Source organism: Ruegeria sp. CDSA021 (assembly GCF_059612325.1).
Window position 1 is genome coordinate 370,906 of sequence record NZ_JBXWQJ010000001.1, and the last position, 23,635, is coordinate 394,540.

General features: G+C 58.5%; 18 protein-coding genes. 9 read left to right on the forward strand and 9 right to left on the reverse strand.

What is annotated here, in order from left to right; genetic code table 11:
* The first annotated feature begins 51 nt into the window (after positions 1-51).
* The 4 genes from AC2FLD_RS01880 to AC2FLD_RS01895 all read left to right on the forward strand — a co-directional run bounded on the left by AC2FLD_RS01880 (position 52) and on the right by AC2FLD_RS01895 (position 5,227).
* Positions 52-1,569, forward strand: coding sequence for a class I adenylate-forming enzyme family protein (locus tag AC2FLD_RS01880; RefSeq protein ID WP_496669682.1), 1,518 nt, complete (start codon positions 52-54; stop codon positions 1,567-1,569).
* Positions 1,566-2,225 (forward strand): DsbA family oxidoreductase, encoded by a 660-nt coding sequence (locus AC2FLD_RS01885; protein WP_496669680.1) that lies wholly within the window; start codon positions 1,566-1,568, stop codon positions 2,223-2,225. The genes AC2FLD_RS01880 and AC2FLD_RS01885 overlap by 4 nt, the downstream gene beginning before the upstream one ends.
* A 76-nt stretch (positions 2,226-2,301) precedes the next feature.
* On the forward strand, positions 2,302-3,510 hold the full coding sequence (locus tag AC2FLD_RS01890) for a multidrug effflux MFS transporter (RefSeq protein ID WP_496669678.1): 1,209 nt from the start codon (positions 2,302-2,304) through the stop codon (positions 3,508-3,510).
* A 58-nt stretch (positions 3,511-3,568) separates the two neighbouring features.
* On the forward strand, positions 3,569-5,227 hold the full coding sequence (locus tag AC2FLD_RS01895; protein WP_496669675.1) for a tetratricopeptide repeat protein: 1,659 nt from the start codon (positions 3,569-3,571) through the stop codon (positions 5,225-5,227).
* Between the two features lie 208 nt (positions 5,228-5,435).
* On the opposite strand, the gene mfd is transcribed toward AC2FLD_RS01895, so the two are convergent.
* Positions 5,436-8,894 carry a transcription-repair coupling factor gene (gene mfd / locus AC2FLD_RS01900; protein WP_496672937.1) on the reverse strand — a complete coding sequence of 1,153 codons (3,459 nt, stop codon included), beginning with the start codon at positions 8,892-8,894 and terminating at the stop codon, positions 5,436-5,438.
* Between the two features lie 21 nt (positions 8,895-8,915).
* Positions 8,916-9,440 carry a component of SufBCD complex gene (locus tag AC2FLD_RS01905; protein ID WP_496672935.1) on the reverse strand — a complete coding sequence of 175 codons (525 nt, stop codon included), beginning with the start codon at positions 9,438-9,440 and terminating at the stop codon, positions 8,916-8,918.
* 119 nt (positions 9,441-9,559) lie between these two features.
* On the opposite strand from AC2FLD_RS01905, the gene hemB reads away from it, so the two are divergent.
* The 4 genes from hemB (at position 9,560) to AC2FLD_RS01925 (ending at position 14,419) form a co-directional block, all read left to right on the forward strand.
* Positions 9,560-10,558 (forward strand): porphobilinogen synthase, encoded by a 999-nt coding sequence (gene hemB / locus AC2FLD_RS01910; protein WP_496672932.1) that lies wholly within the window; start codon positions 9,560-9,562, stop codon positions 10,556-10,558.
* Positions 10,559-10,703: 145 nt separating this feature from the next.
* On the forward strand, positions 10,704-11,279 hold the full coding sequence (locus AC2FLD_RS01915; RefSeq protein WP_050602298.1) for a lipid-binding SYLF domain-containing protein: 576 nt from the start codon (positions 10,704-10,706) through the stop codon (positions 11,277-11,279).
* Between the two features lie 170 nt (positions 11,280-11,449).
* Positions 11,450-13,912, forward strand: coding sequence for a penicillin acylase family protein (locus AC2FLD_RS01920; RefSeq protein ID WP_496672929.1), 2,463 nt, complete (start codon positions 11,450-11,452; stop codon positions 13,910-13,912).
* A 111-nt stretch (positions 13,913-14,023) separates the two neighbouring features.
* A complete protein-coding gene (locus AC2FLD_RS01925) occupies positions 14,024-14,419 on the forward strand; it encodes a nuclear transport factor 2 family protein (RefSeq protein WP_050602296.1) in 396 nt (131 codons plus the stop codon).
* A gap of 1 nt (position 14,420) precedes the next feature.
* On the opposite strand, the gene AC2FLD_RS01930 is transcribed toward AC2FLD_RS01925, so the two are convergent.
* The 5 genes from AC2FLD_RS01930 to trkA form a co-directional block, all read right to left on the reverse strand.
* Positions 14,421-14,729, reverse strand: a complete 309-nt coding sequence (locus AC2FLD_RS01930; RefSeq protein ID WP_496672926.1) for a putative quinol monooxygenase — start codon at positions 14,727-14,729, stop codon at positions 14,421-14,423.
* 20 nt (positions 14,730-14,749) lie between these two features.
* Positions 14,750-16,021 (reverse strand): GTPase HflX, encoded by a 1,272-nt coding sequence (gene hflX / locus AC2FLD_RS01935; RefSeq protein WP_496672923.1) that lies wholly within the window; start codon positions 16,019-16,021, stop codon positions 14,750-14,752.
* Positions 16,021-16,260 (reverse strand): RNA chaperone Hfq, encoded by a 240-nt coding sequence (gene hfq / locus AC2FLD_RS01940; protein WP_005982826.1) that lies wholly within the window; start codon positions 16,258-16,260, stop codon positions 16,021-16,023. Before hfq ends, hflX begins: the two co-directional genes overlap by 1 nt.
* A 131-nt stretch (positions 16,261-16,391) precedes the next feature.
* Positions 16,392-17,930, reverse strand: coding sequence for a TrkH family potassium uptake protein (locus AC2FLD_RS01945; protein WP_050602293.1), 1,539 nt, complete (start codon positions 17,928-17,930; stop codon positions 16,392-16,394).
* Positions 17,930-19,306 carry a Trk system potassium transporter TrkA gene (gene trkA, locus AC2FLD_RS01950; RefSeq protein WP_496672921.1) on the reverse strand — a complete coding sequence of 459 codons (1,377 nt, stop codon included), beginning with the start codon at positions 19,304-19,306 and terminating at the stop codon, positions 17,930-17,932. Before trkA ends, AC2FLD_RS01945 begins: the two co-directional genes overlap by 1 nt.
* Before the next feature lie 96 nt (positions 19,307-19,402).
* On the opposite strand from trkA, the gene AC2FLD_RS01955 reads away from it, so the two are divergent.
* On the forward strand, positions 19,403-19,882 hold the full coding sequence (locus AC2FLD_RS01955) for a hypothetical protein (protein WP_496672918.1): 480 nt from the start codon (positions 19,403-19,405) through the stop codon (positions 19,880-19,882).
* A 70-nt stretch (positions 19,883-19,952) separates the two neighbouring features.
* On the opposite strand, the gene ntrX is transcribed toward AC2FLD_RS01955, so the two are convergent.
* Together ntrX and AC2FLD_RS01965 are read right to left on the reverse strand one after the other, a co-directional pair.
* Positions 19,953-21,362, reverse strand: a complete 1,410-nt coding sequence (ntrX, locus tag AC2FLD_RS01960; protein ID WP_050602290.1) for a nitrogen assimilation response regulator NtrX — start codon at positions 21,360-21,362, stop codon at positions 19,953-19,955.
* Entirely contained in the window at positions 21,359-23,623 is a 2,265-nt protein-coding gene (locus tag AC2FLD_RS01965) for a sensor histidine kinase NtrY-like (protein WP_496672916.1), read from the reverse strand. Before AC2FLD_RS01965 ends, ntrX begins: the two co-directional genes overlap by 4 nt.
* Positions 23,624-23,635: the final 12 nt, after the last annotated feature.

Sequence of the window (23,635 nt, forward strand, 5' to 3'; positions counted from 1 at the left end):
GCCCGGTCCGCCGCGCTTGCAACGCAGCAAGCTCCGCGATAGCCAGAGGACATGTTGTCCATCTTCGATCAGGGGGCGCCTGCGCCCTGCCCCACGCCCTTCAACCTGGCCGCTCATGTTCTGGGTCAGGCGGATCGCCTCGCAGACAAGGTTGCCCTGTCTGTTCTGCGTACAACCGAGGTGCAAAACTGGAGCTATCGCGACCTGAAGTCCGCGGTATTGGGCACCGGCGCAGGGTTGCTGCAAGCCGGTCTGAAACCCGGCGATATCGCATTGATGCGGCTGGGAAATACAGTCGACTTCCCCATCGCCTACCTTGGCGCAATAGCCGTGGGTATCGTACCTGTGCCGACATCGTCGCAACTGACGGAGCCCGAAACCGCCAAAATGATCGAAGATCTGTCTCCGGCGGTCATTCTGCGCGATCCCGACGTCACCTGCGCGTCACATCCCAGGCAAATCAAGCTGGATGCACTTACAGCCATGCGCAACCTGCCATCCGCTGTGTTTGATATGGGCGATCCCGAGCGGATGGCTTACGTGGTCTACACGTCCGGAACCTCGGGCAAGCCACGCGCCGTGGCCCATGCCCACCGGGCGATCTGGGCGCGGCAAATGATGGTCGATGGCTGGTATGGTCTGCAAGAGAGCGACCGGTTGTGCCACGCGGGCGCGTTCAACTGGACCTATACGCTGGGCACCGGATTGATGGACCCGTGGACCATTGGCGCAACAGCCCTGATCCCGGAACCCGGCACCAATATCGACACCCTGCCCACCTTGCTGCGCCAGCATCGCGCTACGATCTTTGCCGCTGCCCCCGGTGTCTATCGCAAGATGCTTCAAGGGTCCGAGCAGAAGGATTTGCCCGATCTGCGCCACGGCTTGTGCGCGGGTGAGAAACTTTCGCGCCCGTTGCACGAGAAATGGGTCAAAACCACCGGAACCGACCTGTTCGAAGCCTATGGTATGTCCGAATGCTCGACCTTTATCTCTTCCAGCCCGTCCCACCCCGCGCGAGGCGACGCGTTGGGGCAACCGCAACCGGGGCGGCGTGTGGCCATCCTGGGTTCAGACGGCCCGGTGCCGCAAGGACAGGAAGGCACCATCGCCATTCACCGCTCGGACCCTGGATTGATGCTGACCTATCTCAACGCGCCCGACGAAGCTGACGCGCGGATGCAAGGAGATTGGTTTCTGACCGGAGATCAGGGCGCGATGGCGGTGGACGGCCAGATCAGCTATCTGGGCCGCGATGATGACATGATGAACGCGGGAGGCTATCGCGTGTCCCCGGTCGAGGTCGAAGGCACGCTGTCCCGCTTTCCAGGCATCACACAGGTCGGCGCCGCGGCGGTCGAGGTCAAACCGGACACATTTGTGATAGCAGCCTTCTATACCGGCCCGGAAAAGCTGGACGATGCGGCCTTGCGGGCCTATGTCGAGGCCAATCTGGCCCGCTACAAGCAACCGCGTGCCTTCATCCACCTGCCTGCTCTGCCAACTGGCGGCAATGGCAAACTCCTGCGCCGGGCGTTGCCGGCCTATTTCGAGGCACCAACCAAATGACCCAGACCGTCAAGCTCGACATCCTGTCCGATCCGATCTGCCCATGGTGCTATATCGGCAAAACGCATCTGGACAAGGCATTGGCCAATGTTCCGGATCATCCCTTTGTCATCGAATGGCATCCGTTTCAGCTGAACCCGGACATGCCGGATGCAGGCATGGATCGGCGCGAATATCTTGAGCGCAAATTCGGCGGCAAGGACGGCGCTGTAAAAGCCTATGCCCCTGTGGTGGAAAATGCGGAAAATGCGGGCCTGAAGATCGACTTCGAAGGCATGAAGCGTACACCCAACACGCTGGACGCACATCGCCTGATCCATTGGGCCGGGATTGAAAACAAACAGAACGCCGTCGTCGATGCCCTGTTCGACGCTTATTTTGTGCAAGCCCGTGATATCGGCGACTCCGAAGTTCTGTCCGACATCGCCGACAGCGCTGGAATGGACGCTGCCGTGGTTTTGAAACTGCTGAAATCTGACGCCGACCGCGAAGACATTCGCAACCGGGACACGCATTCTCGCCAGATGGGCGTCAGCTCGGTTCCCACCTACATCGTGGCCAACCAACACGCTGTTCCCGGTGCGCAACCCCCTGAGATGTGGGAAAAAGTGATCGCCGAGATCATGTCTCAGATTGAGGCTTCCCCTGCAGAATAGCACAGAGGTCTGTGCGAATTTCCAGTCTGGTCTAACCTGATCCGCCGTGATAGCGCGAACGGGTTAGGAGTTCTTCATGGCCGACCGCATGTCGAAGGCAGAATTCATTGCGCTGATTGCAATGATGTTCGCCACAATCGCCTTTTCGATCGATTCAATGCTGCCCGCCCTGCCAGAAATCGGCGCGCAGCTCAGCCCCGATGATGTCAATCGGGCGCAACTGATCCTGACCTCGTTTGTGTTGGGGATGGGGATCGGAACGTTTTTTACCGGCCCTCTCTCAGATGCTCTGGGACGCAAACCAGTTATTTACGGCGGCGCGGCCCTCTATATCGTGGCCTCAGCAGTTGCCTGGGCCAGTTCGTCACTGGAACTAGTACTGATCGCACGTGTGGTTCAGGGGCTGGGCGCGGCTGGCCCACGCGTGGTGGCCATGGCGATCATTCGCGACTTGTATTCGGGTCGCGAAATGGCGCGGATCATCTCGATTGCGATGATGATCTTCACATTGGTACCAGCAGCCGCGCCGATGCTGGGCGCAGGTGTGATCGCCCTGTTTGGCTGGCGCGGGATCTTTGTGTCTTTCATTCTGTTTGCGTTGGTCATCATCTCTTGGATGGGCGTTCGCCTACCGGAATCCCTGGCACGCGAAAACCGTCGTCCCTTCCGCTTTCCGCTGATGCTCTCGGCCACGAAAGAAATGTTTGCCCATCCGACCGTCCGCCTTTCGATCATGGTTCAGACCCTGTGTATGGGGGTGTTGTTCACCATGCTGACGATGGTTCAGCCCGTTTATGATATAGTTCATGACCGCGCCGAGAGCTTTCCGTTCTGGTTTGGGTTTGTGGCACTGATGTCCGGGTCGGCCAGCTTACTCAACGCGGCACTTGTCGTGCGCGTGGGCATGCGCCGGATGGTAACATGGGCACTGGGGGGACAAATCCTGATCACCGCCTTTGTGATGACACTAAGCGCCACGCACCTTTCGCCAGACGCATCATTTGCGCTGTTTGTTTTCTGGCAGACTATGGTGTTTTTCATGGCTGGTGTAACGTTGGGCAACCTGAACGCCATCGCAATGGAACCAATGGGGCATATTGCCGGAATGGCAGCCTCGGTCATCGGATCGATTTCAACGGTACTGGCTGCGGCCATAGCCGCACCAATCGGATTGTTGTTTGATGGCTCCATCGTACCTTTGACATTTGGCATCCTGACCATGTGTATCCTGGCCTTTGGCCTGATGCTTCATATGGGTCGCGTCGAGGAACACCTGCCCGCCTGATCTGGGCAACATGTTGGAAACACGCTACCCTCGGCCCAGGCCGAAGGGAGGATTTCCAATGCGTGACTATTACGATCTGGGCAGCTACACCTGCCCTGTTTCCACGTCCGATCCCGAGGCGCAACTGTGGTTCGATCGAGGCCTGAACTGGACCTATGGATATAACCACGAAGAAGCCGTCGTCTGTTTTCAACGCGCAGTCGAGCATGACCCCCAATGCGCCATGGCCCATTGGGGCGTGGCCTATGCGGCGGGTCCCAATTACAACCTGCCTTGGGATTTGCAGGATGAGCGTGGTCGCGGCAAAGCACTGGCGCTGGCATATGATGCAACGCAAAACGCGCTGAAGTTGGCTGAAGGTTGCTCGCCCGTTGAGCAGGCGCTGATCCGGGCGCTACCCGCGCGGTACCCGCAGAGGGATCAGACCGAGAATATGCATCAGTGGGATCACGATTTCGCTGACGCGATGCGCGCAGCATTTACGGCACAGCCCGGTTCCCTCGACCTGCGCACAATCTATGTCGAAGCGCTGCTGAATCTGACACCCTGGAAGATGTGGGATCTGAAAACCGGCCAACCCGCCGAAGGCGCAGCCACGCTTGAAGCCCAAGAGGCGCTGGAATGGGCGATGGCCAACGATGCCGCCGCCATGTCACATCCCGGCCTGTTGCATCTTTATGTCCACCTGATGGAGATGTCGCCCACGCCGGAAAAGGCGCTGAAAGCTGGGGATGTTCTGCGCACGCTGGTACCGGATGCGGGGCATCTGGTGCATATGCCAACGCACATTGATGTGCTGTGTGGCCATTTCCACAATGTGGTGCACTGGAACCAGAAAGCCTCGGAAGCCGACCTGAAGTATTACGAACGCGAAGGCGCGTTCAACATCTACACCGGCTACCGCCAACACAACTATCACTTCGCAATCTACGGCGCACTGTTTCTGGGACAGATCGAACCCGCCCTGCGCGCCAATCAGGGCCTGTGGGATACGACGCCCGAAGAAATGCTGCGTATCGAAAGCCCGCCCATGGCGGATTACTTTGAAAGCTACATGTCCATGGGACCGCATATCCTGATCCGATTTGGCCGGTGGGAAAAGGCCAAGGCGCTGGATCTGCCCTCTGATCCGGACCTGTATCGAACACTGACGGCCACGACCCACTACGCCCGGGCAATCGCTCATGCCGCAACCGGCGATACTGCCCGTGCCGAAGCTGAAGAAAACCTGTTTCTTGCAGCCAAAGAATGCGTCCCCGAAACCCGCAGGCTGCACAATAATCGCGTGATCGACTTGCTCGAGATTGCGCGGGAAATGCTGCGCGGCGAGATCGAATATCGCAAGGGAAACTTCGAAATCGCCTTTGCTCATCTGCGTCGCTCGGTCGAACTGGACGATACCCTGCCCTATGACGAACCATGGGGTTGGATGCAGCCCACCCGCCACGCGCTTGGCGCTTTGCTGTTCGAACAAGGTCACGTGGCAGAAGCAGAGGCTGTTTATCGCGAAGATCTTGGCCTTGGCGGCTCCCTAAGCCGCGCTTCAATCCATCCCGACAACGTGTGGAGCCTGAAGGGGCTGCACGATTGTCTCAAAGCCCGTGGGGAAGGTGTTGAAATCCTGCAGATCAAACAACGCCTGGATCTGGCTCTGGCCCGGGCAGATCGGGCGGTTGCAGCGTCCTGTTTCTGCGCGCAGGCTGCAATGCGTGAGTGAAGTGATTTAAAATCGCGCTGCCGCGCGATGCCTCCGGCGGGGATATTTTTAGCCAGATGAAGCAGGGATCCACTTCTTCATCTGGCCGCAAATATCCCGGGGGAGATGCGCGGGACGCGCAGCGGGACGCGCAGCGGGACGCGCAGCGGGACGCGCAGCGGGACGCGCAGCGGGACGCGCAGCGGGGGCAGAGCCCCCTACCGCCATCTCAACCAGCCTTGGCCTTTTTCTTTTCTGCGATCACTTTCTCAGCAAGGTCGCGCGCAATAGCAAAGGCACCTTTGATTTTGTCGCTGTCCTTTTTCCAATCACGACGCACCACGATTTTGTTGTCTTTGACCTTGGCCATGCCCCGTTGGTTCTGGATGAATTCGACCAACCCCTGAGGCGAAGCAAACTTGTCATTGTGGAACTGGATCGTCGCGCCCTTCGGGCCACCGTCCAGTTTGGCAATTCCGGCGCGTTTGCACATGGCCTTGATGCGAACGACCAGCATCAGCGTGTTGACCTCTTTCGGCAACTTCCCGAACCGATCAATCAACTCGGCAGCAAAACCCTCCAGTTCAACTTTGGTCGAGAGCGATGACAGACGACGATAAAGACCCAGACGCACATCCAGATCGGGAACGTAGTCTTCGGGGATCAGAACCGGCACGCCCAGGTTGATCTGCGGGGCCCATTGATCGTCTGCATCTGACAACCCCTCCATCTCACCCGCTTTGATCTTGGCAATCGCCTCTTCCAGCATCGACTGGTAAAGCTCAAAACCTACATCGCGCATCTGGCCGGACTGTTCCTCGCCCAGCAGGTTGCCCGCACCACGGATATCCAAGTCCTGAGATGCCAGTGTGAACCCGGCCCCCAGTGTGTCCAGCGACCCCAGTACCCGCAGGCGTTTCTCGGCAGTCGCGGTCAGTTTCTGGCGCGGCTTGGTGGTCAGGTATGCATAGGCACGCGTTTTCGAACGCCCCACCCGACCCCGGATCTGATAGAGCTGCGCCAGTCCGAACATATCCGCCCGGTGCACAACCATGGTGTTTGCGGTGGGAATATCCAGCCCGCTTTCGACAATGGTCGTGGCCAGCAACACGTCATACCTGCCGTCGTAGAACGCGTTCATGCGATCGTCGAGCTCGCCCGCCGCCATCTGACCATGGGCGACCACATAGGTCAGTTCCGGCAGTTGGCTTTTCAGGAAGTCTTCGATTTCAGGTAAGTCCGAGATGCGGGGCACAACATAAAAACTTTGACCGCCACGATAGTGTTCACGCAGCAGCGCCTCTCGGATCGTGACGGCATCGAACTCGCTGACATACGTACGGATCGCAAGCCGGTCGATGGGCGGCGTGCCGATGATCGACAGATCGCGCACGCCGGTCAGAGACAATTGCAATGTCCGTGGAATTGGGGTCGCGGTCAAAGTCAGAACGTGGATGTCGCTGCGCAGTTGCTTCAACCGTTCTTTATGGCCCACACCAAAATGCTGTTCTTCATCGATGATCAGCAGACCCAGATTGTTGAAACGGATGCCCTTGGCCAGCAGCGCATGGGTACCGATCACGATGTCCACAGTGCCGCGTGCCAGCCCATCACGGGTTTGCTGCGCCTCTTTCGCGGAAACAAAACGCGACAGTTGCCGCACCTCCAGCGGGAAGCCACGGAACCGTTCCTTGAAACTTGCCGCGTGCTGTCGCGCCAACAGGGTTGTTGGCGCGACGACGGCCACCTGAACGCCCGACATGGCGGCGACAAAGGCGGCGCGCATCGCCACCTCGGTCTTGCCAAAGCCCACATCGCCGCAGATCAGACGATCCATCGGTGCGCCTGAATGGATGTCTTCCATTACATCCGAGATCGCGCGCAACTGGTCGTCGGTTTCCTGGTACGGGAAACGCGCGCTGAACTCCTCCCACGCGTGGGGTGGCGGGTCCATGACCGGAGCTTTTCGCAGGGCGCGTTCCGCCGCGATGCGGATCAGTTTATCCGCCATCTCCCGAATGCGCTCTTTCAGCTTGGCTTTCTTGGCCTGCCACGCGCCGCCACCCAGACGATCCAACAGCCCTTCGTCATGGCCGTATTTCGACAGAAGCTCGATGTTCTCCACCGGCAGGTACAGCTTGGCCCGCTCGGCATATTCCAGCAGCAGGCATTCATGAGCGGCACCAGCTGCGGTGACGACCTCCATCCCCAAGTAGCGACCGATCCCGTGGTCCACATGCACAACCAGATCGCCTGGAGTGAGCGATTGCGTTTCTGTCAGGAAATTTTCAGCTTTGCGGCGCTTTTTGGGTTGGCGGATCAGGCGATCACCCAGAACATCTTGTTCTGCAATGACCGTCAGACCCGGGGTTTCAAACCCATGCTCCAGCGCCCAGACGGTCAAATGCAAACCACGCTTGCCGATGCGGGTGCCATTGGACACAGGTATGGCCTCGGCCAGACCTTCATCCTCGATCAAACCGGTCAGACGTTCGCGCGCGCCTTCTGAATAAGAGGCGATCAGCACCGGGCCTTTGTCGAGCTTGGCTGTGATGTGGCTGGCCAAAGCGCCGAACAGGCTGATGTTTTCCTGCTGGCGTTCCGGGGCAAAGTTACGCCCGATCCGGCCACCCGCGTCAATGACACCGGGGCCAGTGGCCTGCGGCAAGGGGTTGAACTGCATCACCCGGCGATCTGCGACCGCCGCCTCCCAAGCGGTATCATCGAGGTACAACAGACCCGGGGGGGTGGGTTTGTAAACCGTATCCATTCGGGATCGGTTTTCCAACGCCAGACGCCGGGTTTCATACTGATCGGCAATCGTGTCCCATCGCGCCAAGCGCGCAGGCGTGACCTGATCATCAAGGGTGATCGTGGCGTTCGGCAGATAGTCAAACAGCGTCTCAAGCTTGTCGTGAAAAAACGGCAGCCAGTGTTCAATGCCCTGGTGCTTACGACCCGCGCTGACTGCTTCGTAGAGCGGATCATCTGTGCCTGCCGCGCCAAATTCGATACGATAATTCTGGCGGAATCGGGTGATGGCGGCCTCGTCCAGAATGACTTCGGACACAGGCGCAAGCTCAACCACATCCAGCTTCTCGGTTGTACGCTGAGAAACCGGATCAAAGCGGCGCGCGCCGTCCAGAACGTCGCCGAACAGGTCCAGGCGAACGGGGCCGGATTCTCCGGGAGGAAAGATGTCGATGATACCACCACGAATAGCATAGTCGCCGGGCTCCATCACCGTGGGACTTTGAGTGAACCCCATGCGCACAAGAAAGTTCCTGAGCGCGGTCTCATCGATGCGCTGATCAACACGGGCGGTAAACGCCGCCTCGCGCAAAACCTCACGCGCCGGCACACGTTGGGTGGCGGCATTGAGCGTGGTCAGCAATACGAACTTCTTCGGCATCTGGTGGACTAATGCCGCCAGCGTGGCCACCCTTGCCGCCGAAATATCCGCATTCGGCGATACCCGGTCATAAGGAAGGCAATCCCAACCCGGAAACACAAAGACCGGCATGTCGGGGGCAAAGAAGGCCAGCGCAGCGCGCATCGCTTCCATCCGCTTGTCATCACGTGCGACATGGGCCACTGGCCCATCGCTGCGGGCGATTTCGTTCAGCACAAGCTGTGCGTCAAACCCTTCAGGGGCGCCGCCAACTGTCACGTGGTTCGGAGCCTTCATCGCCTCGCCTTTCAGATTTTGCTACCCAAGAACACCAATCGAAATGTTCTGATACATGCCCCAGAACGAAGTGACCAGTATCGAGATCATGCCGATGATCTGGGTATATAGCCTGCAGCGGGAAATGGTCTTGGAAACGGTCTCAAGCGTTAGCTCTTGCCGCCGCAGGCGTCGTGCCTGCGAAATGTTCACTAGCAGAACCAATGTCATCGGGAACATCAACAAAAACACCGCTTGGGCAAATTCAACTTCGTAATAAAAGCCCAGCGTTGCCAAACCGGTGAGTAAGAAACACACAAACGCCAGAAGGATAGTGCCCGACATGTCGACGATCAGCAATATCCGGTTCGTGTGGATGCGCACGATGTCCAGAAGATCGACCTCAACCTGACCGCCAATCCGTCGCGCACGCACCACCAGGTCATACGGGATACCCATCACCCAATGGCTGGCTGACGACCAGACCACCGCCAGTACAATCCAGTACCACAGATTCGAAAAGCTGCGCATGTCGATGAATTCAAAGATCGAAGAATACCAGTCCAAACCCAACCCTTTATTCAAACAACTCAGGGGGGTATATCGCGGCGACGCGTCCATTGATACCCTTGAGACCTTTGTAAATTCATGCCACCCAATGCTGGAATGTTCAAGGAGAACACGCCATGAAACCGACCATTGCCCCCTTTCCCCTGACTCGCTTTCGGCGGGCCCGTCAATCCGAGGCAATTCGTGGACTGGTGCGCGAAAACACATTGACCACTGACGATCTGATCTGGCCGGTCTTTGTGCGCGATGGTGAAGGAATTGAAGAACCGGTGCCCTCGATGCCGGGCGTGGTGCGCCGGTCGGTGGATAGGATTGCCAAAGCCGCGGTCGAGGCGCAAGCGCTTGGAATCCCCGCGATTTGCATCTTTCCCTACACGGATTCTGCGCTGAAAACCGAAGACTGTGCCGAAGCCTGGAACCCCGACAACCTGTCGAATCGGGCGATCCGGGCGATAAAGGCGGCGGCTCCGGATATTGCGGTGATGACCGATGTGGCGCTGGATCCCTACAACATCAATGGCCATGACGGGTATGTTGTCGACGGAGAGATCGTGAATGATCAGACCGTCGAGGCATTGGTCAAGATGACTCTCGCTCAGGCCGATGCCGGTGCAGATATTATCGGCCCGTCAGATATGATGGACGGCCGGATCGGAGAAATGCGCCGCGCACTGGAACACGCGGGCCATCACAACGTGATGATCCTCAGCTATGCTGCAAAGTATGCCAGCGCTTTTTATGGCCCCTTCCGGGACGCGGTCGGCGCTTCGGGCGCGCTGACCGGTGACAAGAAGACCTATCAGATGGACCCGGCCAACTCGGACGAAGCGTTGCGCCTGATCGAGCGCGACCTGACCGAGGGCGCGGATATGGTGATGATCAAACCGGGGATGCCTTATCTGGATATTTGCCGCCGGGTGAAAGACGGCTTTGGCGCGCCGACTTATGCCTATCAGGTATCCGGCGAATACGCGATGATTCAGGCGGCGTCGCAGAATGGCTGGATTGATGGCGACAAGGTGATGCTAGAAAGTCTGCTGGCCTTCAAGCGCGCCGGATGCGACGGCATTCTGACCTATTTCTCGCCGCAGGTTGCGCGCATCCTTCAGGGCTAAAACCCCAAAGAGTCGCAATTTTTCGCCGACGAATCCGCGTTGTCGGGCAGCTTTCCCGTGACACATGACCCTAATCGGCGTATCCTTGCCAACAAGATCGGGATGACCCGACAACATCAGGCACAGTTACAGAGACATAAAAACCATGAGCAGTTCCCCTTCCCCCCGACTGAGCCGTCGCGGCTTTGCCTTTGGCATGGCAGGTCTGACCCTGACAACCGCCTGCGGCAACGGCGTCGGCAATTCGAACGCGGCATCAATCGACGCCCGCGTCGACGCCACGCTGACGGAGATGTACGCGAAATATCCCAACACGGTTGAGATCGCAAACAAAGCCAACGGGATGTTGGTTATGCCCCTGATCACCGACGCCGGATTGATCATCTTTGGGGGTGCCTACGGCCAAGGCGCGCTGCGCATCAACGGGGCGACTGTCGATTACTATTCCGCAATTTCCGGATCCGCCGGCCTGCAATTTGGCGCGCAGCAATATGCGCATGTCCTGTTCTTCATGACTGAAGATGCGCTAAACGATTTCCGCCGTTCCAGCGGATGGACAGCGGGCGCCGATATTGGATATGTGGTTGACGCAACTGGGAATTCCTTGTCCACGGACACAACAACACTGCGTTCACCGGTGCTGGCGGCGGTCTTTGGTCAGGCCGGTCTGAAATTCGGCGCGACCGTCGAAGGCACAAAATACACGCGCATCATTCCATAAACCGGATTACCACTTCCCCCGCACATGGCCCCCGTCGCAGCACAACACTGCGGCGGGGCAATTATTAATAAGCGTTTCCAAGCAGGTTCTTGCCGCGTTCCTCTTTCGGTCTGACCGACCATCCTCTAATCTCTGAACAACCTTCATCCGAACGATAATATGGGGCAGTAATGGGTCTTGTTTTCCGCTGGCTGGTGCGCATCGCGTCGGGTCTGATTTTTCTGATCCTCGCCGCGATAGGCCTTGTCTATTTCCTGGCCAGCCAATCCCTGCCGGATTACGACCAGACCCTTGAAGTTGACGGCCTGACCGCCCCGGTCGAGATCGTGCGCGACACGGCCAACGTGCCGCACATTCTGGGCCAGACTGATCCGGATGTTTTCTTTGGACTGGGATACGCCCATGCGCAGGACCGGCTATGGCAAATGACCGTGATGCGCCGTACCGCGCAAGGCCGCCTGTCCGAAGTATTTGGTCCGCGAACCCTGCGCATCGACAAGTTGCTGCGGCGGCTTGACCTTTATGGCCTCGCCCATCGATCGGTCGAAGTGCAGGATGACTATACCAAAACCGCCTTGCGGGCTTATGCGGCCGGGGTCAATGCAAGGCTGACTGAAATCAACGAAGAGGCACTGGGACGCGGTGCGCCTGAAATGTTCCTGTTCAATGCCCCCGTCTCACCCTGGCAACCGGGTGACAGCCTTGCGGTCATCAAGCTGATGGCCTTGCAACTGTCGGGCCACCTGTCCGATGAGGTTCTGCGCGCCCGCACCTCTTTGATATTGAACAACCCCGAGCGTCTGGCCGACATCCTGCCTGACGTCCCCGGACCTGGTATCGCCGCCCTACCGGAATATGCGTCCCTGTTCCCCAATCTGCCACGCTATGCGGCTGGCACGGATGTACCCGCGACCTCCCTCTCTCCGCTTCCCAAACGCGGTTTGGCCGGTGCCTCAAACGCCTGGACCGCTGCCCCATCGCGGTCAGCAAGCGGTGGCACATTGCTGGCCAACGACCCGCATCTGGGCTTCACCGCGCCCGGAGTGTGGTATCTGGCGCATCTCGGCCTGGAAAATGGCGGCGTGATCGGGGCTTCGATCCCTGGCGTACCCGCCATCATGGCCGGACGCAGCGACCGCTTGGGATGGGGGCTGACCTCGTCTTATCTGGATGATCAGGATCTGCACATCGAGCAGTTGAACCCGGATAACCCCGAGGAATACCTGACCCCTGACGGTTACAAAGAGTTTCAGACCCGCCCATCGATCATCGCCATAAAAGATGAAGCGCCCGTCACACTGACCCTGCGCTGGACGGAAAACGGCCCGGTCCTGCCCGGCACAGATTACAAGCTGGAGACCATTACTCCGCCCGGCCATGTGGCGTCTCTGTCCTGGACAGCGCTAAGCCCGCGCGACACCTCGATGACCGCTTCCATGGCGCTGATGAACGCGGATAACGTGCGTCAGGCCATCCGGGCGGGCGAGCAATTCATGGCCCCGTCGCAGAACCTTTCGCTGGTGGACCGGAACACCATCGGCATGAAGCTGATCGGCGCTATGCCCGCGCGGGACGTGCGAAACCAAAGCCGCGGTCGCATTCCGACACCCGGCTGGATCGAGGTGAACCGCTGGCAGGGCCGTCTGCCCTATGCGGACAATCCCGAATTTGTTGCTCCGGTCGGCGGCATTCTGGGCAATACGAACAACAAGATTATCGACCGCCCCTTCCCCAACCATGTGTCTTACGAATGGGGCGATACACAGCGCGTGCACCGCTGGGACCGCCTGATGCAATCCCGTGAGGTCCATACCCGCGACAGCTTTATTGAAGCGCAGCTTGATACCGTCAGTTTCACGGCACGGTCCTTGTTGCCATTGATCGGCGCGGATTTATGGTTCACTGGCGCGTCGGCCCCCGAGGGCACACCGGAGCGACAGCGCCAGATCGCCTTGTCTCTGTTGGCGGACTGGAATGGTGAGATGAACGAACACCTGCCCGAGCCGCTGATCTATGCGGCGTGGCTGCGCGCCCTTCAGATCCGCCTGATCGCGGATGAGCTTGGACCTCTGGCCAGCGAATACAAACATGTTGAGCCGCTATTCATCGAGCGGGTATATCGCGATATCGACGGAGCAAGCGTATGGTGCGATGTACGGCAGAGCGCCCCGGTTGAGACGTGCACCGAAATGGCCCGACTGGCGCTGGATGACGCCCTGATCTGGATTTCCGAGCGCTATGGCAGCGCGCTGGAATCCCTGCGCTGGGGCGATGCGCATCAAGCCACGCATGATCACCCGGTTTTGGGCGACGTGCCTGTCCTGCGCTATTTCGTGAATATCCGCCAGTCGACCAGCGGTGGCGACAACACGCTGCTGCGTGGGCGCACCTTGGGCGAAGGCCCCGACCCGTTCCAGAATGTCCACGGCGCCGGGTATCGCGGGGTTTACGACTTTGCCGATCCCAACAGCTCGGTCTTTATCACCGCGACCGGTCAATCGGGGCACTTCCTGTCGCGCTACTATGACGATCAGGCGCAACTGTGGCGACGTGGCGAGTATATCCCCATGTCATTGGACCTTGATCTGGCCCGCGCTGCTGCGGTTGGCGTGACCAATCTGATCCCGCGATAATCCGCCTAATCGGCAACTCCTCGCCCTGATTTCCGGGGCGTCGTGGCACCTTGCGCCTTTTTCGCCTATGATCATTCCACCGATTATGTGGGACCAAAGGGGGGGGCGAATATGGCCAGTATTCGAGATGTCCTAAATAATCTTGCTCGCGATTACGCAATTGCCTGGAGTTCCGGCGACGGTGACGCAGTTGCCGGTTTCTTTGCACCTGACGGTCAAATCACGATCAATCGGGGCGACCCCATAGAAGGGCGCGCAGCGATTGCCGATATGGCTCGTGGCTTTTACGCCGACTTCCCTGATCTTGAGGTCCGTTGCGATATGATGCGATGGGCCGGATCTCATGCGATTTTTGTTTGGACCCTAGAAGGGCACCACGCCGAAACTGGCAATCACGTTGTCGCGCGTGGTTGGGAAGAGTGGGAATTGACGTCAGACTATCTTGTAAAGTCATCGCTGGGCTGGTTCGACGCGGATGACTACCAACACCAGATTGACGGCAAATAGCTTAACGCGCTCGATCCGCAGCCGTTTCTATTGTGTAGTTCCGGGGTATTCCCTGTGTGACCTGAAACCAGTCTGACGCCTTGGCCCGTGCCTGATGTGCGTCAAAGGCCCTTTGCGTCACAAACACCTCTGACACAGTAAACCGCCCGGGCGTTGACTGATCTTCCACAACTTCGAAAGACAAGCAGCCCTCTTCCGCGCGCGTGAGAGCGATGTGAAGCGGCAAGGCTGCCCGCACGTCTTCAAGCCGGTCGGGCGGCACGTCAATATGACCATTCAGGAATACCCGTTGGTCCACTGCATCTGACATACCAAGCCCTCACGTCTTGTTCAAAGCGACGCGAACTGCGCGGCCTGTTTGTCAGTCCACAAAACCGTCAGACGGAACCCGTCTTCGGTTTGATCCTCGCTCTGGACGACGTCCTGACGGAATAGCCAAGCCCGCTTGTCACCCTCGGCGAAAGAGAGGTTCAGGACAACTTCATGCCGTGCCCCCTGAAGGAGCGTGGCAATCTCGGCCAACAGCGCATCAACGCCTTCGCCCGTTACAGCCGAGATTGAGAATATCGCCGGGTCCCGTTCAGCCCGCGCCAATGCGGCCTCTTTGTTTTCGGGGTTAAGCAGGTCAATCTTGTTCCAGACCTCAAGCCGTGGACGCTCTTCATCGACACCCAATGAGGTCAGGATGGTCTCAACATCCTGCGCCTGTGCATCCGTTTCCTCGTGGCTGATATCACGTACATGCACGATCAGGTCCGCGCCCAGAACTTCCTCAAGGGTCGCCCGGAAAGCCGCCACAAGCTCGGTCGGCAGGTTCGAGATAAAGCCCACCGTATCCGACAGGATCACTTCGGGGCCGTCAGGCAACTGCACCCGTCGCATCGTCGGGTCCAGCGTGGCGAACAGCATGTCTTTGGCCATCACTTCGGCCCCGGTCAGGCGGTTGAACAGTGTCGATTTGCCCGCGTTTGTGTAGCCCACAAGGGCAACGATTGGATACGGCACCTTGGCGCGTGCAGCCCGGTGCAGGGTGCGGGTCTTGACCACTTTCTGCAACTGACGGCGCAGTCTGACCAGTTGCTCGTCAATGGCGCGGCGGTCGGCTTCGATCTGGGTTTCACCGGGTCCGCCAACGAACCCCAAACCGCCCCGCTGCCGTTCAAGGTGGGTCCAGGCCCGGACCAAGCGTGTGCGTTGATAGCTGAGAGCGGCCATCTCGACCTGCAGCACCCCTTCACGAGTGCGGGCACGATCGCTGAAAATTTCAAGGATCAATCCGGTCCGGTCGAGGATTTTGACCTTCCACGCCTTTTCCAGATTGCGCTGCTGCACCGGCGTAACGGGCCCATCGATCAAGACCAGCTCGATTTCACTGTCATGCAGCCGCTCGGCCAGTTCCTCGATCTTGCCGGTGCCGAACAAAAGCCCCGACTGGGCGCGTTGCAAGCGCACGATTTCAGACCCGATCACATCCAGATCGGGCAAAGCAGCGGCCAGTGCAACCGCCTCGGCCAGCGCCGGTTCGGGAACACGGCGCTGTTCATCTGATTTGATTTCTGGATGCAGCACCCAAGCACGGGTGCGCCTCCGGTCATGTTCCATCAAGAGGCGTCTTCGCCCTCATACAGGTTGATCGGCTGTGATGGCATGATGGTTGAAATCGCGTGTTTGTATACCAACTGCGACTGTCCGTCGCGGCGCAACAATACGCAGAAATTGTCGAACCAGGTGATCACACCTTGCAGTTTTACGCCATTGATCAGGAAGATCGTTACCGGAACCTTAGCTTTCCGTACATTGTTCAGGAAGGCATCCTGAAGATTCTGTCTGTCCGAAGCCATATTTTTATAATCTCGCCATTGTTCTTGCTACGCGCTGCGGACCAACGCGCTCCCTCCCGGCGAGTATGGAGTGCCGCGCAGAGATATTCCAGATGAAAAATAAGGCGATAACGTTGGTGGGGCGTTTTGGTTCAATCCCGCCACAGCGATGGCGTGATCAGGGCAATGATAGCAAGCGTTTCCAGACGTCCGATCACCATCGCTGCACAAAGAGTCAGTTTTGCCCCTGCGGACAGATCAATCAGCCGGATCGGGACGTCCGTGGCCAGCTCGATCAGCGGACCCGTTGTCGTCAGGGTGGCTACACTCAGCACCATTGCCTGTTCGAAACCGGATCCCATCGCCGCCAGCAACAGGTTGAACACCGCCAGCGTCAGCGCAAAAAGCATCAGAAAAATCCAGGCGATAAAGGCACCGTCGCTTTGAATGCGCCGGTTACCACCCCCGACACCGCTGACGGATGAAGGATAGATCAAGCGATCAATCTCGCGCGCGCCGTTCAGATACAACGCAAAAACCCGCAACAGTTTGACTCCTCCGGCCGTGGTGGCGACCCCACCGCCGATTAGCGCCAATCCCATCAGCAGCAGCCCCGGCGTACCCAGACCTGACAATTGCTGCGCATCATTCCAGTTCGCACTTTCAAATCCGGCAGTGGTCAGGAAGGCCAACACGGTGAACAGCATACCCCAGATCACCTGCAAAGCCTGAAGCGGTGCGATCTGCCCGCCGATTTCGGTCACGCCAGCAACCACTCGGAAAAACAAGAGCAGCGCGACGGCCAAAACGATCAACAGGCCGATGCGAAACTCGGGGTCTCTGTCCAAACGAGAATACCCGGTGGCAGCGGTATCCGCCGAAAAGGTGAGGCGCGAAAGGGCAAAGAAGAGGAACAGAAAAACAATCGCCTCGCCGGTAAACCCTGCCTGCGCCCCTTCCATGCCACCGACCGGAGAGATACCGGACGTGGCCATCACCGACATTGCGTGGCAGACAGCCGTCAGGCCGGCCTCACCCGCGATCAGCAGAAGCACCCAGATCACCGCTGTCAGCCCGGCGTATACAGGCGTCAGCGCCCGCGCCACACGCAGCAAACGGCCGCGCGGGTCCACGCGCTCGCTTTGCGCGACGCCCGACACCGGACGCCCAGGCTGCCCTTTTGCTGTCACCTCGAACCCACCAAGGGAAAGTGGGGCCAGAATCGCGGCGGCCGCGACCCACATCAACAAGCCCCCCATCCAACCGACCAGCGCACGCCACAGATGCAGCGGTGCACTCAGCCGGTTATGATCAGGGAACAGGTCGGCCCCGGTGGTCGTCAGGGCGCTGACCATATCAAAATAAGCGTTCAGAAACGTCGTCGTGCCAAGTGCGTCATGGAATGGGATCGCCAGAAAGATCGGCAGGATAGTGAAGCATCCCAACATCACCGCCAGCTGCCCCAAAGTGCCCCGCCGCGGGATACGATTGGACGACGCCATTGCGATGATAGCGACCAGAAACAGGCCCAGAATGCCCGAATACAGAAATGATCGCGACGTACTGTGATCATCCAGCACCAGCGCATAGATTGCCGGAATCCACATGGCCAGAGACACGATTGCCCAGATCAGCAGGAACAACGGCAGTCGCCGTAAAAGCCTAACCTGTTGTGTCCCCGCACGCTCCATCAGAAGAAATCGATTGAAACCTGCATCAGGCGTTCAACCTCGGGCACGTCCTTGGCCATGGCAAAGATGGCAACCACATCCTTTTCATCGATCCTCAGACTTCCTGTCGGGCGCAGAACCTCGTCCCCTTTGCGCACGGCACCCACCAGCACACCTTCGGGGAAATCGATATCCCGCAGCTTCTGCCCCGCCATCGGAGAAGTCGACAGAACCTCGGCCTCGATCACTTCGGCCTCGGCATCGCCGATGGAATAAACCTGTCGCACACGCCCATGCCGGATATGGCGCAGGATCGAGCTGACGGTGGTGGCACGCGGGTTAATATAAGCGTCAATGCCCAACGGCCCCATCAGAGCAACCATGCTGGGATCGTTAATCAGCGCAATCGCCAGCGCACAGCCTTCGGCCTTGGCACGCACGGCGGCCAGCATGTTGGTGCGGTCGTCATCCGTGACGGCCAGCATCGCATCGGCCCGGTCGATACCCGCCTCGCTCAGCAAGCCGGAATCCAACCCATCCCCATGCAGAACGATTGTCCGCTCCAGCGCTTCGGCGGCGATCTCGGCGCATTGACGGTCGCGTTCGATGATCTTGGCACGCACGCGACCTTCACGCTCTTCCAGCGTTCTGGCCACTTCCAAACCAACATTACCACCGCCAACAATCACAATACGATCCTGACGCTTCTGGGCTTTGCCGAACACCTCCATGGTGCGGTTCACGTCTTTCACATTAGTAAAGACGTAACATTCGTCACCCACGAACAGCTGATCTTCGGACTCGGGCGCAAACAGCGTACCTTCGCGCCGAACCCCAACCACAATCGAACTGAGCGTGGAAAACAGATCGGTCAGTTGCCGGAGCGGCGTGTTCACGATCGGACAGTCCTCTTCCACCCTGATGCCCAGCAGTTGCGCCTTGCCATCCATGAAAATCTCGGTGTCAAAGGCCGACGGGGCAGACAGGCGGCGCATCGCAGCGGCAGCCACTTCGCGTTCGGGGCTGATCACCACATCGATAGGCAAGTGATCGCGGCGGTAAAGATCCGAATGGATGGCTTCCAGATAGGATTTCGACCGCAGACGCGCGATCTTGCGTTGGATCGAGAAGACCGAATGCGCCATCTGACAGGTGACCATGTTCACCTCGTCGGAATGGGTCGCAGCGATTATCATTTCGGCGTCACGGGCCCCTGCCCGTTCCAGTACGTCAGGATAGCTTGCAAACCCGGCAATGCCCTGCACATCCAGCGTTTCCGTCGCTCGGCGCACGAGGTCGGGATTGTTGTCCACGACCGTTACGTCATTCAGTTCGCCCGAAAGGTGCCGCGCAATCTGCCAGCCAACCTGACCTGCGCCGCATATGATGACCTTCATGTTTCTGGCCCTTCTGCCTGAGAGGATTGAATGACAGATGCCCCCAAAGCGGTCAATTGAATTGTCATCCCTGCGCGGCTGCGGCAAGATAAGCGTATGAAAACGCTGTTTCCTATGCTCGTTACCCTGATGGTACTGTCCTCATGTGGGCCGCTTTCGCTCTATTATCGCGAGGGCGCAACCGTGTCGCGACTGCAGGAAGAAACCACCCAGTGCCAGCTCAAGGCGGTAAAAGAGGTGCCAGTTGCCAATCAAATCCGTCAAAGCCCGCCAACGTACTGGCCCGGGCGCACATATTGCGACGGCCGGGGGCGGTGCTATCAATCGCCCGGATGGTGGCAGCCCGGTCGGGTGTATACCGTGGATGTGAATCAGGGCCTGCGTAATACAGTCGAAGCGCAATGCATGGCGCAAAAAGGCTTCCGGCCTGTAAGTCTGCCGCCCTGCAAGCAGAATGTGAAATCACGCGTGCCCGCGACGCGCACCACAACGTTGCCGCCGCTCAACAGCGCCTCGTGCTTTGTGAAATTCGATGATGGGTCCTTCCAGATCATAACGCCCGGTCAATCAGGTTGAGATCTGGTCCCCCATTTCCTGACCCAAGTCTCTCGGATCAGGCTTTGAGTCTGGTCGTGCGACCGGCAGATTACTCTGCCGGTTCCGGTTCGTCGATCTGTGCAACCCGTGCGCCGGATTTGTTCGATGTTACCACACCCAGCGATTTCAGTTTGCGATGCAGCGCGCTGCGCTCCATCCCTACAAAGCTGGCAGTGCGGCTGATATTGCCGCCAAAGCGATTGATCTGAGTCAGCAGATATTCCCGCTCGAATGCTTCACGCGCCTCACGCAGCGGCAAGGTTGCCAGTGCACCCGACAGAACGACACGGCCCGACTCTTCGGTTTTTTCCTCTTCGCTTGGCAACTCACGCGCTTCGATCGGGCCGGTTCCGTCGCCCAGGATCAGAACCCGTTCAATCAGGTTCTTGAGCTGACGCACATTCCCCGGCCACGTCATTGTCTGCAACAAGGCAACCGCCTCCTCCGAGAGTTCACGGATCGGCAAACCCTGGGTTTCGTTGCACATTTCAATGAAATGCTGGGCCAGAACCGGAATATCCTCACGGCGATCTTCCAGCGACGGAACTGCAATCGGTACTACGTTCAGACGGTGATACAGTTCTTCCCGGAAGCGCTCGGCGGCGATTTCCACATCAAGGTCCTTGTTGGTGGACGAGATGACCCGAAGATCCACGCGCACCTTGTCAGACCCGCCCACACGCTGGAATTGCTGATCCACCAGCACCCGCAGGATCTTGGACTGCGTGCCCAAGGGCATATCCGCCACTTCGTCAAAATAGACCACACCGCCATGGGCTTCTTCCAGCAAACCGGGTTCGACCCCTCGCTCTGCGGATTCCCGGCCAAATAGAACTTCTTCCACGCGCTCGGGTTCGACCCCAGCGCAGTTCACCGTGACGAAGGGGGCATTGGCGCGGTTGGAGTGAGCGTGAATATACCGCGCCGCAATCTCCTTGCCCGACCCGGCAGGTCCACTCAGCATCACGCGGCCATTTGATTTGGTCACTTTGTCCAACTGACCCTGCATACCGCGGAACGAAGCGGACTTGCCGATCATATCCGAATTGTTGACCTCTTTGCGCTTCAGCGACGCATTCTCGCGACGCAGGCGAGAGGTCTCCATCGCACGGCGGATCACCACCATCAATTGGTCAATATTGAAGGGCTTTTCGATAAAGTCATACGCGCCTTGTTTGATGGCGGCGACCGCGATTTCGATGTTGCCGTGACCCGAAATGATCACCACCGGCACATCCGGGTTGTCGCGTTTCACCGCCTTCAGAATATCGATACCGTCCATGCGGCTGTCTTTCAGCCAGATATCCAGGATCAACAGTCCCGGAGGCTCGGAATTGATCGACGCCATACACTCATCCGAGTTGGCCGCCAGCCGGGTTGAATACCCTTCGTCCTCCAGAATGTCGGACACCAGCTCGCGAATATCGCGCTCGTCATCTACGATCAGAATGTCGCTCATCTTTGGCCTGCTTTCAGTTTGTTGGTTCTAATTGCCTGCTTCTGTGGCGCAACGGTCGAGGACATGGTGGCCCCCGGTAAACGGATAACGGCCATCGCGCCAAAATGGTCCTGTCCGTCAAATACGGGCGCATCTTCAAGTGTCAGCGCTCCGCCATGTTCTTCGATGATTTTCTTGACGATGGGCAGGCCCAGCCCGGTCCCTTCGTCGCGTGTGGTCACATAGGGTTCAAACAGCCGCGCCCGATCCTCGGGCAGACCGATCCCGTTGTCTGCAATGGTGATGAGGGTACCCGCGTCATCACCGGACACTGCCACTTTTATCTGTGGCTTCAGATTGTCCGGCGCCCCTTTTTCCTTAAGGGTGCCAATCGCTTCTCCGGCATTTTTAATCAGGTTTGTCAGGGCTTGATGCAGCATGGTGGCGTCGACATCCGCCATGATGGGTTGCTGCGGCAAATCAGCGTCGATCTGTACATCCGGTTGCCCCGCTTGCTGCAGCACAACCGCTTCGCGCACCAGATCAACCACGTTTTCTTCCCGGCGCTCAGGCTCGGGCATCCGCGCGAATTTCGAGAATTCGTCCACAATTCGGCGCAGGTCGTTGGTCTGGCGTACGATCACGCCAGTCATCGACTCGAGGCCTTCGGAATCCTCTTCGTCCAGCTTGCGGGCAAATTTGCGCTTGATGCGCTCAGCGCTCAACTGGATCGGGGTCAACGGGTTCTTGATCTCATGGGCAATCCGGCGGGCAACATCGCCCCAGGCCGCCATCCGCTGTGCGCTGACCAGATCGGTCACATCATCAAATGCGACCACATAGCCTTCCAGCCCACCGTCTTCGCCGCGACGGATGGCCATCCGGACAAGCAGGTTCTCCAACCGGCCTTTACGGGTGACCTTGATCTCACCTTGAACGGCCTCTTGCCCGCTTTCTTTCAAATTTTCAAAAAGGGGCAGAAACTCCGGTACAGCGATACCGATCGCCAAGTGCTCTTCGCCCCGAGACCAATCCAGCAATCGTTCTGCCGAACGGTTTACGAAGGTCACGCAGCCTTCGGGGTCAATACCCACAACACCTGACGTGACCGAACTGAGAACCGAATCAAACAGACGGCGGCGGCTTTCGATTTGTTGCGTGTTTTCCAACAGCGTGTCCCGCTGTCCCTTCAACTGCCTGGTCATCTGGTTGAAATACCGGCCCAGCATGGCAATCTCATCATCGCTGGCCTCTTCGATGACCTGAACGCTCAAATCACCGGCGCCGACCCTTTGGGCCGCTGTGGTCAAACGACCCACTGGTCGCGACAGGCGCTCGGCAAACCACATGCCCAACGACATTGCAGCAAGAATCAGGATCAGTGCAAAGCCAAGATACAGCAGGCCAAATTCGAACAGCACCCTGCCACGTTCGCTTTCCAACTGTTGGTAGAACTGTGCTGTTTCCTTGGTGTCATCCAGCAGCGTCAGCAACTGACCGTCAACCTCGCGGCTGACATACAGGTAACGGTCCAAATAGGCCGTCAGAGGCACCAGCGCGCGGAATTCATTGTTCGGCCAATCTGCGATAATCAACAGACCCGTGTCGGCCGCCTCAGCCATTTGCTCGGACGTGGGGGCTTGGTAATTGAACAGATACGACCGATCCCCGCGCGACTTGATCTCACCGTTGCCGTCGATGACATAGGCTTCGCGCAACCCGCGTTGAATCTGAGCCTGCCCTTGCGCCAGCACTTCGCGCAATTCGGCGTCTGAGATGTAGAAATCCAGAGAGCGTGCGTTGTCCAGGTATCGTGCCAGTACCGAAGCATCCTGAACCAACCCGCGCCGGTGTTCCTGCTCGTAGGCTTCCGCTGCTGTCAGGGAAGACCCCACCACTTGCCGAACCCGGTCCGAGAACCAGCCTTCGAGGCCGATATTCACGGTGAGCCCCGCAAAAATCGCTACGGTCACGGTCGGCACCAGCGCCAGCAGCGTAAAAGCCCCGATCAGGCGCAAATGCAGGCGCGAACCCGCCGATTTCGCCCTGCGCGCCGCAATCAAGCTGCCCACCTGACTGAGTACCAGCGCGGCGACAACCAGAACGTACACAAGATCAGCCAACAGAATCAGCCGCAGGGTCGGCGCCGTGGTGCCAAGATCAAAGGGACCGATAACAAGATACGTTGCCAACGCCAAAATCGGCCCCAGGAGCACCAGCCCAAAGGTTCCAAAATTGCGCAGTTTCCGTGATTTACGCCATCGACTTATCGATGGGATCATCCCGCTCTGTGC